General features: G+C 70.2%; 12 protein-coding genes and 1 pseudogene. 5 read left to right on the top strand and 8 right to left on the bottom strand.

Going from position 1 to position 13,223, the window contains the following annotated elements; all coding sequences use genetic code 11:
- Window positions 1-85 precede the first annotated feature (85 nt).
- Window positions 86-490, top strand: coding sequence for a superoxide dismutase, Ni (sodN, locus tag CLV67_RS06180; protein WP_093619126.1), 405 nt, complete (start codon window positions 86-88; stop codon window positions 488-490).
- Window positions 491-656: 166 nt separating this feature from the next.
- Window positions 657-1,055 carry an ATP-binding protein gene (locus CLV67_RS06175; protein ID WP_106316155.1) on the top strand — a complete coding sequence of 133 codons (399 nt, stop codon included), beginning with the start codon at window positions 657-659 and terminating at the stop codon, window positions 1,053-1,055.
- A gap of 234 nt (window positions 1,056-1,289) precedes the next feature.
- Here the strand turns inward: CLV67_RS06175 and CLV67_RS06170 are convergent, their stop codons facing one another.
- The gene (locus CLV67_RS06170) at window positions 1,290-1,982 is read right to left on the bottom strand and encodes a FadR/GntR family transcriptional regulator (RefSeq protein ID WP_106316154.1); all 693 of its coding nucleotides are present in this window, start codon (window positions 1,980-1,982) and stop codon (window positions 1,290-1,292) included.
- A 38-nt stretch (window positions 1,983-2,020) separates the two neighbouring features.
- On the bottom strand, window positions 2,021-2,416 hold the full coding sequence (locus CLV67_RS06165; RefSeq protein ID WP_239166008.1) for a hypothetical protein: 396 nt from the start codon (window positions 2,414-2,416) through the stop codon (window positions 2,021-2,023).
- A gap of 51 nt (window positions 2,417-2,467) precedes the next feature.
- On the opposite strand from CLV67_RS06165, the gene CLV67_RS06160 reads away from it, so the two are divergent.
- Together CLV67_RS06160 and CLV67_RS06155 are read left to right on the top strand one after the other, a co-directional pair.
- A complete protein-coding gene (locus CLV67_RS06160) occupies window positions 2,468-3,418 on the top strand; it encodes a diacylglycerol/lipid kinase family protein (protein WP_106316153.1) in 951 nt (316 codons plus the stop codon).
- Window positions 3,419-3,829: 411 nt separating this feature from the next.
- Window positions 3,830-4,084 carry a WhiB family transcriptional regulator gene (locus CLV67_RS06155; RefSeq protein WP_093619131.1) on the top strand — a complete coding sequence of 85 codons (255 nt, stop codon included), beginning with the start codon at window positions 3,830-3,832 and terminating at the stop codon, window positions 4,082-4,084.
- Window positions 4,085-5,257: 1,173 nt separating this feature from the next.
- Here CLV67_RS06155 and CLV67_RS53165 read toward each other — a convergent pair.
- The 4 genes and pseudogenes from CLV67_RS53165 to CLV67_RS06140 all read right to left on the bottom strand — a co-directional run bounded on the left by CLV67_RS53165 (window position 5,258) and on the right by CLV67_RS06140 (window position 8,944).
- Complete coding sequence (locus CLV67_RS53165; RefSeq protein ID WP_249037937.1) at window positions 5,258-5,608, bottom strand: CbiX/SirB N-terminal domain-containing protein; 351 nt, start codon at window positions 5,606-5,608, stop codon at window positions 5,258-5,260.
- Between the two features lie 456 nt (window positions 5,609-6,064).
- A pseudogene (locus CLV67_RS53160) lies at window positions 6,065-6,346 on the bottom strand (sirohydrochlorin chelatase); the annotation flags it as partial.
- Window positions 6,328-7,095 (bottom strand): phosphoadenylyl-sulfate reductase, encoded by a 768-nt coding sequence (locus CLV67_RS06145; RefSeq protein WP_106316151.1) that lies wholly within the window; start codon window positions 7,093-7,095, stop codon window positions 6,328-6,330. The pseudogene CLV67_RS53160 and the gene CLV67_RS06145, both read right to left, overlap by 19 nt.
- Window positions 7,096-7,249: 154 nt before the next feature.
- Window positions 7,250-8,944, bottom strand: a complete 1,695-nt coding sequence (locus tag CLV67_RS06140) for a nitrite/sulfite reductase (RefSeq protein ID WP_106316150.1) — start codon at window positions 8,942-8,944, stop codon at window positions 7,250-7,252.
- A gap of 403 nt (window positions 8,945-9,347) precedes the next feature.
- On the opposite strand from CLV67_RS06140, the gene CLV67_RS06135 reads away from it, so the two are divergent.
- Window positions 9,348-10,562 (top strand): glycosyltransferase family 39 protein, encoded by a 1,215-nt coding sequence (locus CLV67_RS06135; protein WP_170153758.1) that lies wholly within the window; start codon window positions 9,348-9,350, stop codon window positions 10,560-10,562.
- Here CLV67_RS06135 and CLV67_RS06130 read toward each other — a convergent pair.
- Together CLV67_RS06130 and CLV67_RS06125 are read right to left on the bottom strand one after the other, a co-directional pair.
- Complete coding sequence (locus tag CLV67_RS06130; protein WP_106316148.1) at window positions 10,459-12,003, bottom strand: sensor histidine kinase; 1,545 nt, start codon at window positions 12,001-12,003, stop codon at window positions 10,459-10,461. The genes CLV67_RS06135 and CLV67_RS06130 overlap by 104 nt on opposite strands.
- A 26-nt stretch (window positions 12,004-12,029) precedes the next feature.
- On the bottom strand, window positions 12,030-13,064 hold the full coding sequence (locus CLV67_RS06125; protein WP_106316147.1) for an SIS domain-containing protein: 1,035 nt from the start codon (window positions 13,062-13,064) through the stop codon (window positions 12,030-12,032).
- Between the last annotated feature and the right edge of the window lie 159 nt (window positions 13,065-13,223).

Here is a 13,223-nt window from a genome sequence, read left to right as displayed (position 1 = left end):
GGCATCAAGCCTCCGTCGCGTTACTCGAAAGGCGTAAGGGGTAGTGTCAATCACGGATCATCGCAAACTCTATGGAGGAGTCCTGATGCGACTTCCGCGTTTCCTCACCCCGCGCACCGTGGTCAGCGCCCACTGCGACCTGCCGTGCGGTGTGTACGACCCGGCCCAGGCACGGATCGAGGCCGAGTCCGTCAAGGCGATCGCCGAGAAGTACCAGGCGAACACCGACCCCGAGTTCCGCACTCGGGCCATCCTCATCAAGGAGCAGCGGGCCGAGCTGGTCAAGCACCACCTGTGGGTGCTGTGGACCGACTACTTCAAGGCCCCGCACTTCGAGAAGTACCCGCACCTGCACCAGCTGTTCAACGAGGCCACCAAGCTCGCCGGCGCCGCGGGCGCCAAGGGCCAGGTCGACCCGGCTGTCGCCGACCAGCTGCTCGGCAAGATCGAGGAGATCTCCAAGATCTTCTGGGAGACCAAGCAGGCCTGACCGTGACGGTCAGCAGGTGGCCGGCCCGCCCCTTACCGCGTGCCGGCCATCGACGTCTGCTCCACCGGATCACCCGCACGGGAAGAACAGGCGGTCACCAGGTGGTCCCGCAGCGTCCTTCAGCCGCTACAGTCTCTCCATCGGGAGGAGGGCTCGGGTGACTCAGATGACGGACACGGAGCCGGACGTCGGAGACGACGTCGTACTGCTGACGGTTCCGGCCGACGGCGGCTACCTGGGCGTCCTCCGGACGGCCACCGCGGGCCTCGCCGCCCGCCTGCACTTCGCACTCGACGAGATCGAGGACCTGCGCATCGCCGTCGACGAGGCGTGCGCCATGCTCCTGGCCATCGCCACCCGCAATGCCGAGTTGGAATGCCGCTTCGCCGTCACCGACGACGCGCTCACCGTCGAGGTTACCGTCGCCACGGTCCGCGGGGCCCGGCTGCCGTCGGAGTCGTCGTTCGCGTGGAAGGTGCTGACGGCCCTCACGACGAGCGCCGCCGCCGAGGCCAACGGCCGGCAAGCCACCATCCGCCTTCTGACTCGGCGCACCGAGTTCTGAGCTGAGCTTGCTGGCTCCGCTTCGCGGCAAAACGCCGCCGGTGACGTGGCTACGACCTCGCGTCGACTATGGGGCCGGTTCGGCGTCGTAAAGCCTTGTCTAGGTGACCGGTATCAGCCGCGAGGCAGCAGAGACCCATCAGTGGCGGGTCGGTTTGAGGAGGCCGCCGGAACCGGCACGATCGTTCGCGTCCGGTGGTCGGCGACGTGCCGGAGACCTCGGCCTCGAGGGTCTCTAGCGCAGAGTTCTCGCTATGTAGTCGAGGTGGTTTGCTGCTGCTCTGGTGGCTCCCTCGGCGTCCTGCGCTGTCAGGCGGTCGAGGATGGCTCGGTGGTCGCTGTCTATGCGAGTCCAGTAGCCCTCGGGTAGCGAGCCGATCACCTCCTCGCCGTAGGCCGCCTGGTAGATGGGACGTCCGACGAGTTCGAACAGCGGGTTCCCGGTGGCCTTGGCGATCGCCCGATGGAAATCCGCATGGGCGGCCAGCATCGTGGCGAGGTCGTCGATGCCGGGATCGAAGAGGGCACCTTGCAGCTCGACGAGGTGAGACTCGTCCCGGCGTACCGCGGCCAGCCCGGCAGCCGGCACCTCCAGGGCGCGCCGCAGCTCCAGCAGGTCGGCTAGCCCGACCGCCGCGGAGTGCGTGAGCAGCGCGAACCCCGTGGAGAGGCCGTCCGCGAGCTGCTCGGCGTCGGGGTGGGCGACGAAGCTGCCGCCCGTGACGCCGCGCGTCGTGACGATGAGGTGCTGGCTCGCGAGCAGGCGCAGCGCCTCTCGCACGGTGCTGCGACTGACGCCGATTTTCACGCACAGCTCAGGTTCGGGTGGGAGACGCTCGCCGGGTTGCAGCCGGCCGGATGTGATCTCCGCACGCAACTCGTCCGCGAGCTGCTGATAGGCGGGCGGGCGCACCGTTGATCCGGTCACCCGTTCAGGTTAGGCCCTGATCCGCTTCCGGAGACCCACTAATCGACGCCCAACGCTCGACTGCTCGGTGGAACGAGGATCAGCGCCGCGGTCAGCGCACCCAGAATCAGCGCTCCGACACCCATCCAGACCGTGCCGTACTGAATCAGGAATCCACCGGTGGCCAGCAGGAACAACTGCACCACCACGGCCGGCCCGCGAGCCCGGACCGAACGGCGCCCGAGGGCACGCGCGATCAGGAAGACCGCCGCCGCGGCGAGGGCGCACATCACCGTCAGCGAGGCGGCGATGGCGACGACGACATCGTCGCGGGTCAGATCAAGGACGATGAGGTACGCGGTGAGCGCGCTCAGCCCGGCGCCTTGCAGGTACAGCAGCCGGACCCCCCAATCGAGGGTGGCGGCGCTGGTAGTCACGTGATTCTCACCGGTCACTGCTGCACCATACCGACAGTCCCGCGGCGCTCCGGCGGGTACAGTCCGCGCATGCGAGCGTTGCTGGTGGTCAACCCCCGGGCGACGACCACGAGCGAGCGCAGTCGTGACGTCCTGGTGCGGGCGCTGCGCAGTGCCGTGGACCTGACGGTGAGCTACACCGAGCGACGCGGTCATGCCACGAAACTGGCCCGCGACGCGGCGGAGAGCGGCATCGATCTGGTCGTCACGCTCGGCGGTGACGGCACCGTGAACGAGGCGGTGAACGGTCTGCTCACCGCCCCGGCCGCGCTCGCCGACCTGCCCGGCTCGATCGCCGACCGGGTTCCGACACTGGCCGTGGTGCCGGGTGGTTCGACGAACGTCTTCGCCCGCGCGCTCGGCATGCCCCGCGACTGGGCCGACGGCACGAGCGTGATCCTGGACGGTCTGCGCGACGGCCGGCACCGGGTGATCGGGCTCGGCCGGGCCGACGATCGCTACTTCACCTTCACGGCGGGTCTCGGCTGGGACGCCGCGACGATCCGCCGGGTCGAGCAGGCCCGCCAGCGTGGCCGTACTTCGACCCCGGCGCTCTACATGCGCTCGACGATCGGCCAGTTCCTCGTAGGGATGGATCGGAAGAACCCGCCCATGACCCTGGAGTGGCCGGGTGAGACCCCGGACACGGAGCTCGGCACGGTGATCGTGCAGAACACCGCGCCGTGGACGTACGTCGGCGACCGTCCTGTCCATTTGAATCCGGACGCCTCGTTCGATCGGGGACTCGACGTGACCGCCTTACGGAAGCTGACCGTTCCGAGCAGCGCGCGGACCGTGACACAGCTCGCGTGGCGGGCCGGAGATCCACGAGGTAAACAGGTGTTACGTCGTCATGACGTCACCGAGTTCACCGTGGTTGCGTCCCGGCCCCAGGCGTTCCAGCTGGACGGCGACTACCTAGGGGAACGGCAGAAGGTGCACTTCGTGTCCGTCCCGTGTGCGCTACGTGTGATCTGCTGACTGCGGGGTACGTGTTCCGGACAGGTGCTCACGATCCGTTACAGAAACACGGGCAAAAGGTCTGCGAAGTGGCCAGGACCGTACTACATTGATGGGAGCGTTCGTCAACCGGCTCTGGCAGGACCGTCCGAACCGGACATATGGGTGCGTGAGCCAGCTCACCCGCCGGGAGAAACTTCCAGCGCTACCCTTGACAACGCGTGAGTTCGTGAAAGCATTCACAAGCGATAAGAAGTAACCGGTTGCGGGTTGTGCGCGTTCCTAATCCAGAAGCGCCAAACAGCACCGAACACAAAAGCTTGCTGACGCATCGGTGAGCGTACGGGTACAAGCCGTCGCCAACCACTGCGCTCGCATATAGGTAAACAGCACTGTTTTCATTACCCCATCCGAAACAAGGAGTTTGCCGCCATGGACTGGCGTCACGATGCGATCTGCCGCGACGAGGACCCCGAGCTGTTCTTCCCGATCGGGACGAGTGGACCGGCGCTCCTGCAGGTCGAGCAGGCCAAGGCCGTGTGCCGGCGGTGCCCGGTGACCGAGGAATGCCTCTCGTGGGCACTCGAGTCTGGACAGGACGCCGGCGTATGGGGCGGTATGAGCGAAGACGAGCGGCGTGCAGTCAAGCGTCGCGGTGGCCTTCGGGTCGGCGCTCCCACCGCTTGAATCAATCCCCCAACACAGCATTCACGCCCCGGGCCGTACGGCACCGGGGCGTCTTGCTGTTTCGGACTCCTCACAGCGCGTCCCACTCCATTGTGCGTTAATTCGATCACGGTACGTTTCCGCCGATCGCTGAAATGATCTCGAAATACCGGCCATGACGCTTTGCGTCGCGACTCCTGCACACTCCGCAATGGACGATCATCTTCCACATCCCAATGATCGCCGAATATTGCATAGCGCAGAGTGATCGTCACCCAGAGCAACGAGCCGGCAAATATTGCCAGCCATCTCTCAGGATCCCTAAGAGCAGCGGCTACCGCCCCCGCCCCAGCACCAGCCCGCGCGCCACAGCACCGCCCCCGCCGCAGCACCGCCCGGCCCCACACCACCGCGCCACAGCACCGCCGACGCCACAGCACCACCCGGGCCCCACACCACCCGCGCCGCAGCACCGCCCGTGCCTCCCCTGTCCTGAGGGCTTCCGCCCGGCCTCCGCACTGTCCCTGCACGCCTCCCCGACCGACCTCCCGCCGATCTTGTGAGGTTGCGCCGCCACAGCGACCCGAAATGCACAAGATCTGCGGCAAGCGCCACCCGCGCCCCACCACCCGCGCCCCAGCACCGCCCGCGCCCCTCCGGCCCCGAGGGCTTCCGCCCGGCCTCCACACCGTCCCTGCACGCCTCCCCGACCAACCTCCCGCCGATCTTGTGAGGTTGCGCCGCCACAGCGACCCGAAATGCACAAGATCTGCGGCAAGCGCCACCCACGCCCCACCACCCGCGCCCCACCACCGCCCGCGCCCCACCACCGCCCGCGCCCCTCCGGCCCCGAGGGCTTCCGCCCGGCCTCCACACCGTCCCTGCACGCCTCCCCGACCGACCTCCCGCCGATCTTGTGAGGTTGCGCCGCCACAGCGACCCGAAATGCACAAGATCTGCGGCAGTTGTGCGGCGGCCGCTGCTTGCGATCACTCCCTCACCTCCGCCTGGCACCAATCCGCATAGATCTTGTGCGGATACGCCCTCGATACAGCCCCAACCTCACAAGATCGACGGGAGAGAGGACGAGGGAGAGCGAGGGGGAAAGGAGGGCGGAGGAAGCAGAGAGGGGAGGGAGGGAAGGAAGGAGGGAGGGCAGCGGCGTGCGGCAGCCGATGCGAGAGAGACGACCGCTCAGGCCGCGGTCGCGAGTGGACCGGCGAGGACCGCGTCCACCCGGGCGCCGATGAGGCGGACCAGTTGCGGTGCGTCGCCCAGCGGCTCGGCGATCGCCACCGCACCGGCCGAGAGGGCCGCGTCCACCGACGCGTCGTAGAGGAGACCGGGCGCCAGGAAGTAGGCGGCCATACCGACCCGGCGGGCTCCGGCCTTGCGCAACCCGCTGACGGCCTCATCGGCCCGCGGACCGGGTCCGGAGGCATAGGAAACCGCCGACGGCAGTCCCAGGCGCTCTCCGAGGGCCACAGCGGCGTCCGCAACGGTCTGCCGGGCAACGGCGTCCCGGGTACCCGCTGCGGCAAGCACGACGGCATCCAACCCGCCCGCACCCGACTCGGCCCCAGACGACCCGGCCCTAGACGACTCGGCCCCAGACGACCCGGCCCTAGACGACTCGGCCCCAGACGACCCGGCCCTAGACGACTCGGCCCCAGACGCCCCGGCCCCAGACGACCCGGCCGCACCTAACGCGGACCCAGACAGGCCGGCCGCACCCAACACAGAACCAGACAAGCCGGCCGCACCCAACACGGACCCAGACGACTGGGCCGCACCCAAGGCAGTCCCAGACGGGCTGCCCGCACCCGGACCGTGCCCAGACAGGCCGGCCGTACCCAAGGCGGGCCCGGAAGGGCCACTCGGGCTCGAGGCGGGCCCGAAGGCGCCGGGGACGGGGAGGCGATGGGAGACGGCGGCGAGCAGCAACGGCGAGGCGGGGCCGAGCACATCGGTGGCGGTGACCCGGATCGGCAGCGAGGCGGCGGCCTCCCGGATCACCGCGGGCAGGTCGACCCGCCCGTGGTAGGCCGCGGTGAGCAGCAACGGCACGAGAACCGCACGTGGCCCGGGCAGGGCCGCCAGGACGTCCAGGGGGCGGGGTCCGGCGTGGTCCAGGTACGACGCCCGGACCATCCACTCCGGCCGGGCCCGCTGGACGGCCCGCGCCAGCGAGGAGGTCGACGCGGCTGCCCGGGGGTCACGGCTGCCGTGGGCCACCAGGACCACGGCCGGCCGCGACGACGAGATCAGACGTGCAGACCGCATTCGGTCTTCTCGAACATCGCCCAGCGTCCGGCGCGCGGGTCCTCGCCGGCCTTGGTGCGCCGGGTGCACGGCCAGCAGCCGATCGACCCGTAGCCCTTCTTGAACAGCTCGTTGACCGGCACGTTCCACCGGCTGATGTAGGCGTTGACGTCGTCCTCGGTCCAGGCGGCGATCGGGTTGACCTTCACCTTGCCCTTCTTGGCGTCGAACGCGACGACCGGAGTGTTGGCGCGGGTCGGCGATTCGTCGCGGCGCAGGCCGGTGGCCCAGGCGTCGTAGTCACCGAGTGCGCGCTCGAGCGGCTCGACCTTGCGGAGGAAGCAGCACTCGTCGGGGCTGCGGGCGAACAGGCGCGGGCCGTACTCGCCGTCCTGCTGGCCGACGGTCAGGCGCGGGCGGATCGAGCGCACGTTGACGTTCATCGTCCGTACGACCGTGTCCCGGACCTTGAGGGTCTCGGGGAAGTGCAGACCGGTGTCGAGGAAGACCACGTCCACGCCGGGCGAGACACGGGAGAACAGGTGCGCCACGACGGCGTCGGCCATCGAGCTGGTGACGCAGAACCGCTCGCCGAAGGTGTCGGTCGCCCACTTGGCGATCTCCTCGGCGGGCGCTCCCTCCAGTGCCTCGGCCGCGGCGACGGCGAGGGCCTGGAGCTCGGAGGGTTTCCGGCGTTCGGAATCGGCGCTGACAACGGGCCCGCCCAGACTGATCAGGCCCAGACCGGAGGCGTTGAGGAGACCGCTCATTTGGCACTCACTCCCTTGGACAGAAGGCCGATGAACTTGACGGAGAAGACACGGGCGCAGGAGTGGCACTCCCAGGCTCCATGCGACGCCTCGTTGGGTCGCAGGTCCTCGTCGCCGCAGTAGGGGCAGTACAGGGGCGGTTGCCGGTTCTCGCTCATTTGAGGAGCTCCTCCTCGGCCCGCAGCACCCAGTTCGAGAACGTCTCGCCCTCGTCCCGGCCGTCCAGGTAGTGCCTGGCCACGCGTTCCACGTACTCCGGAAGCTCTTCGGCAGTGGTCTTGAGACCGCGGACCTTGCGCCCGAAGCCGGCCGTCTCGCCCTTGGCCATGCCGAGGGCCCCGCCGAGGTGGATCTGGAAGCCCTCGACCTGTTCGCCGTGGGAGTTCATGACGAGCTGGCCCTTGAGCCCGATGTCGGCGACCTGGGTGCGGGCGCAGGCGTTCGGGCAGCCGTTGATGTGGATCGAGAGGTCGGCGTCGAACTCCTTGAGCCGGTCCTCGAGCCGGGCCACCAGCTCCTCGCCGCGGGCCTTGGTCTCGACGATGGCGAGCTTGCAGTACTCGATGCCGGTGCAGGCCATCGTGCCCCGCCGGAACGCCGACGGCCGTGCCTCCAGCCCGATCGCGCGCAGGCCGGTCACCAGGCTCTCCACCTGCTCATCGGCAACATCAAGGACGAGGAGTTTCTGGTACGCCGTGAGTCGCACCCGGTCGGAGCCGTGCGCCTCGACGAGGTCGGCGAGCTTGGTCAGCTGCTCCCCCGACGACCGCCCGACGACCGGCGCCGCGCCCACGTAGTTGCGTCCGTCGCGCTGCTTGTGCACGCCGATGTGGTCGATCGGCCGCTCCGGCAGGTCGGGCGAGGGGCCGTCGATCAGTGCACGACCGAGGTACTCCTTCTCCAGGACCTCGCGGAACTTCTCCACGCCCCAGTCGGCGAGCAGGAACTTGAGGCGGGCCCGGTGACGCAGGCGGCGGTAGCCGTAGTCGCGGAAGATGCCGACCACGCCCTCCCACACGTCCGGGATCTCGGCGAGCGGCACCCACACGCCGAGCCGCTCGGCCAGGCGCGGGTTGGTCGACAGGCCACCGCCGACCCACAGGTCGAAGCCGGGGCCGTGGTCGGGGTGTTCCACGCCCACGAACGAGATGTCGTTGGCCTGGTAGGGACCGTCGGGCAGCCAGGAGATCTGCGACTTGAACTTGCGCGGCAGGTTCGAGTACGCGGGGTTGCCGACGTACCGCTTGACGATCTCGTCGATCGCCGGCGTGCCGTCGATCACCTCGTCGACCGAGATGCCGGCGACCGGGCTGCCCAGCACGACACGCGGGCAGTCGCCGCACGCCTCGGTGGTCTGCAGGCCGACCGCCTCCAGGCGGCGCCAGATCTCCGGCATGTCCTCGACCCGGATCCAGTGCATCTGGATGTTCTGGCGGTCGGTGATGTCGGCGCTGCCGCGGGCGAACTCGGTGGCGATGCCGGCGATGGCGCGCAGCTGGGCGAGGCTCAGTGCGCCGCCGTCGATGCGGACGCGGAGCATGAAGTACTCGTCCTCGAGCTCCTCCGGCTCCAGCACCGCGGTGCGGCCGCCGTCGATGCCCGCCTTGCGCTGGGTGTAGAGGCCCCACCAGCGGAACCGTCCACGCAGGTCGGCCGGGTCGATCGAGGAGAAGCCACCGTGCGCATAGATGTTCTCGATCCGCGCGCGGACGTTGAGCGGGTTGTCGTCCTTCTTGCTGCGTTCGTTGGGGTTCAGCGGCTCGCGGTGTCCGAGCGCCCACTGACCCTCGCCGCGCGCCTTACGAGGGCGGGCGGTCGGCCTTGCAGCGGGAGTGTTGCTGGGCGCCATCTCGGCGTTCCTCCGGGTCTGGTGGGCGCGCGATGCCGCTCACGGCCCTGAGGAGGCTCGTGACATCTGTGTCAGGAGTGGGCCCGGCGGTCTCGCGCCCGAACTGGAAATCGGGCGTCGTCAGGAAGCCGGACACATGGCGCTGCGGACACGGCCATAGTCGACGTGGCGGCGGGCCACGAAGCGGCGGTCAACTGCAGCGGTCATGTGGAAAAGCCTCTCACGCGCAGGCATTCTCGGCCAGCACGGTCCAGATTTCGGGAGTGTGCCGAGTCGCACAACGCCAACATCTTGTAACAGTCTCCCCCTAAGCTGTAACGCCACGTGCGGTAACGAGACCAGCACGGTGAGACAGGGTGGCACGTCAGGGCTCCGGATTGCGACACTCGGGCCGGAGGCGCGCATGCCCGCTGACACCGCCCATGACGACTCGCCGACCCGGCCCCTCGCCGGCCCTCGCCCGGCCCGGCAGCGCCGGCGCGGCGGTCTGCTCCGGACCTGGGCGCCGTCACTGATCCCGGCCGCGGTCACACTCGCCGCGGGGCGGTTCGGTCTGGGCGGTCCGGCACCCGGTCCCCGCGAGGGTCTCACCGACCCGGCGCTCGGGCCGGCGCGGATCCTGGAGGCCGGGCGGGCCACCGACGCCGTGCACGTGCCGTACCAGCTGTTCCTGCGTTTCTGGGCCGAGCTCTCCGGTGACTCGATCGTCGACCTGCGGGTCGCGTCGCTGATCGCGGTCACCCTCGGCGTGGGCCTCGCGGCCGAACTCGGCCGGCGGGTGCTCACCCCGGGCGCCGGGCTCTGCGGCGGGCTGCTGCTGGCCGTCCTGCCGATCGTCGGCCGGACCTCGCGGACCGCCGAGCCGTGGGCGCTCGCGTTCCTCTTCGGCACCGCCGCGACGCTGATGCTCTACCTGGTGCTGGACGAACCGGGGTGGGCGCGCTGGCTCGGGTACGGCACGTCGGTTGCGCTGGCCGGGCTGGCCCATCCGGCGGCGCTGCTGGTGCTGGCCGGGCACACCTACACGGTGTGGTCCCGGTGGCGGCTCAGCCGGGAACGGGCGCTCTTCTGGTGGTTCCCGGTCACGGTGCTCGCTCTCGTACCCCCGGCGCCGTTGATCTCCCTGGGGGTGCGGCAGCACACCGCGCTGTTCGCCTGGCGCCCGGACACGCCGTGGGATCTGGTCGGCGCCCTGCCGGAGGCGTTCTTCGGCGCGGCGGCCGCCGGGCTGCTGGTGACCGGGCTCGCCCTGACCGCCCGGTGGCCGGACCGGGCGCTGCTGCGGGAGCTGGCAGTGCTCGCCGCCGTGCCACCGCTCGTGCTCGTCGGCGCGTCGTTCCTGACCGGGCCGCTGTGGGATCCACGGTACGTGCTGTTCGCCCTGCCGGCCGTGACGCTCTGCGCCGCGGCCGCCCTGCGCGGCCTGTGGCTGCGGGCCCTGATCGCGATCGTCCTGGTCGCGGCCCTGGGGCTGCCGCAGCAGGCGGCGTTGCGGCGGGCCGGCGGGCATGCGGTCAGCGCTTACCGAGCGGCACCACCAGGACCGCCTCGGTGCCGCCACCGGCCCGGTTGCGCAGCTCGATGCTGCCGCGCAGCTCGCCGGTGGCCAGCGCCCTGACGATCTGCAGGCCCAGCCGGTTGCTGCCCTCGAACTTGAAGCCCTCCGGCAGGCCGCGCCCGTTGTCGGCGACCGTGACGTGCAGCTGCTTGCGGAACCGGTGCGCCGAGACCACGACCTCGCCGCCGATCTCGGGCGGCTGCGGGTCGGCGTCCTCGTCGGGTGCCGGGAACCCGTGCTCGACCGCGTTGATCAGCAGCTCGTTCAGCACCATCACCAGCGAGGTGGCGATCTCGGCCGGCAGCACGCCGAAGGTGCCCTCGCGGCGGATCTTCACCGGGGAGCCGGTGGTGGCCACCTCGGTCGCGGCCGACGCGACCCGGTCCACGATGCCGTCGAACTCGACCGCCTCGTCGCTCGACATCGACAGGGTCTCGTGCACCAGGGCGATCGACGCGACCCGGCGCACCGACTCCTCCAGGGCCATCCGAGCCTCCGGTGCGTCCACCCGGCGGGCCTGCAGGCGCAGCAGCGCGGCGACGGTCTGCAGGTTGTTCTTCACCCGGTGGTGGATCTCCCGGATGGTGGCGTCCTTGGTCATCAGCGCCCGCTCGCGGCGGCGCACCTCGGTCACGTCCCGGACCAGCACCAGAGCACCGATCGGAACTCCGGCCGGCAGCAGTGGCAGCGCCCGGGTGAGCACGGTCGCGCCGCGGGCCTCCACCTCCATCCGGGCCGGGAACTCGCCGCGCAGCGAGGCCAGGATGCGTTCGGCGGCGTCGTTGCCCTCCAGCGGGTCGCCGGAGAGCCGGCTGGACAGTTTCGCCAGCTCCTCGCCGACCAGGTGGGCGTTGAAACCGAGCCGGCGGTACGCGGACTGCGCGTTCGGGCTCGCGTAGGTGACCTTGCCGGAGGCGTCCAGCCGGATCAGGCCGTCGCCGACGCGGGGCGCCGAGGTGATCTCGCCGGGGATGCGGGGCGGCGGGAACGTGCCGTCGGCCACCATCTGCGCCAGGTCGTCGGCGGTCGTCAGGTAGTTGAGCTCGAGCTGGCTGGGGGTGCGGGCGGTGCTCAGGTTGGTGTCACGGCCGATCACCGCGATCACTTCGCTGAGCGCCTCCTCCAGATCGGTGGCGTCACGAAGGCGTACCGGAATGGCCTCATGTCTTGCCGGGGTGTCGCCGTACCAGACCGGATCGCCCTCCCGCCAGATCCGCTCCTGCGTGATCGCGACGTCCAGGTGCGCCACCTCCGGCCCGCCGACGATCTTGCCGACCTGGTCGTCCTGGTACGCCGTGGGCGCGGTGGTCGGCCGGACCTGCGCGACACAGAGGAATTCCCGCGGCCGCCGCGGCTCCCCCTTGATCGGCACCCAGAGCAGCAGGTCCGCGAACGAGAGGTCGGAGAGCAGCTGCCAGTCGCCGGCGATCCGGTGCAGATGGTCGATGTCGGCGGGGCTGAGGCCGGTGTGTTCTTCGGCGAGATCACGCAGGGTGGACACGGCCCCAGCCTTTCATGCCCGTGTTTCTAAAGAGTCGTGGTGACCTTCTTGAGTCCACGCGGTGCATCGGGGTCCTCGCCACGCGCCAGCGCGAGCGCCAGCGCGAGCTGCTGCAGCGGCAGGATGTCGAGCAGCGGCGAATACCGCTCGTCGACGGCCGGGACGGCGAGCCGGCCCGAGGCTCCGGGCACGTCGGTGGCACCGATGGTCACCACGTCGGCGCGGCGCTCGCCGAGCCGGGCCACCACGTCGCGCATCGACTGCCCGCCGGGGCCCTCACCGGCCACGGCGAGGACCGGCACGTCCGGGTCGGCCATGGCGAGCGGCCCGTGCAGCAGGTCGGCGCCGGAGAACGCGAGCGCCGGCAGGTACGAGGTCTCCATCAGCTTGAGCGCGGTCTCCCGGGCGGTCGGGTAGGCGTACCCGCGCCCGGTGGTGACCAGGCTCGACGCGAACCGGTAGCGCTGGGCCAGCTCGGTGGCGGACCGGTCGGCCAGCACGTCGGAGGCCAGCTGCGGCAGCTTCTCGAGGGCGGCGCGCTCCTCGGCGGGCAGGTGCCCGTCACCGGCGCGGATGCCCTCGACCAGCATCAGCAGGGCGAGGAGTTCGGCCGTGTACGTCTTGGTGGCCGCCACCGCCCGCTCGTGCCCGGCGACGACGTCGATGGAGAGCTCGGCCGCCTTGGCCAGCGGCGAGTCGGGGTTGTTGGTGACCGCCAGGGTCAGCGCACCGGTCTCCCGGGCGACGCTGAGCACACCGCTGAGGTCGGGTGAGCCGCCGCTCTGGCTGACACCGATGACGAGGGTGCCGGTGAGGTCGGGGCGGGCGCCGTAGAGCGTGATCGCGCTCGGGGAGGCGCTGGCCACCGGCAGGCCGAGCCGGATCTCGGCGAGGTAGGCGCCGTACAGGGCCGCGTGGTCGGACGTGCCGCGGCCGACGAAGAGGACGCTGCGGGGCGCCCGGCGTGCCACCTCGGCGGCGACCGCGGCGATCTCACCGGACGAGCCGGCCTCCAGCAGCCGCGCGAAACCGGCGGGTTGTTCCGCGATGTCCTCCGACATCCCCTGGCCTCGCTGTGTCACGTGATCCTCCCCTTCTCGCGCTATCCATGCGCATTCCGTGCGCAGTCTTGCAAGAACAAGCTTACTTGGTCAAGGTTTCGTGCACGAATGAGCAAACGTGAGGACTGACAATCGGGCCCTCTTCCCCTAGGGTCTTCA

This window comes from Actinoplanes italicus, from assembly GCF_003001815.1.
GTDB classification, from domain to species: Bacteria; Actinomycetota; Actinomycetes; order Mycobacteriales; family Micromonosporaceae; genus Actinoplanes; species Actinoplanes italicus.
This window is presented reverse-complemented; position numbering and strand designations above follow the sequence as displayed.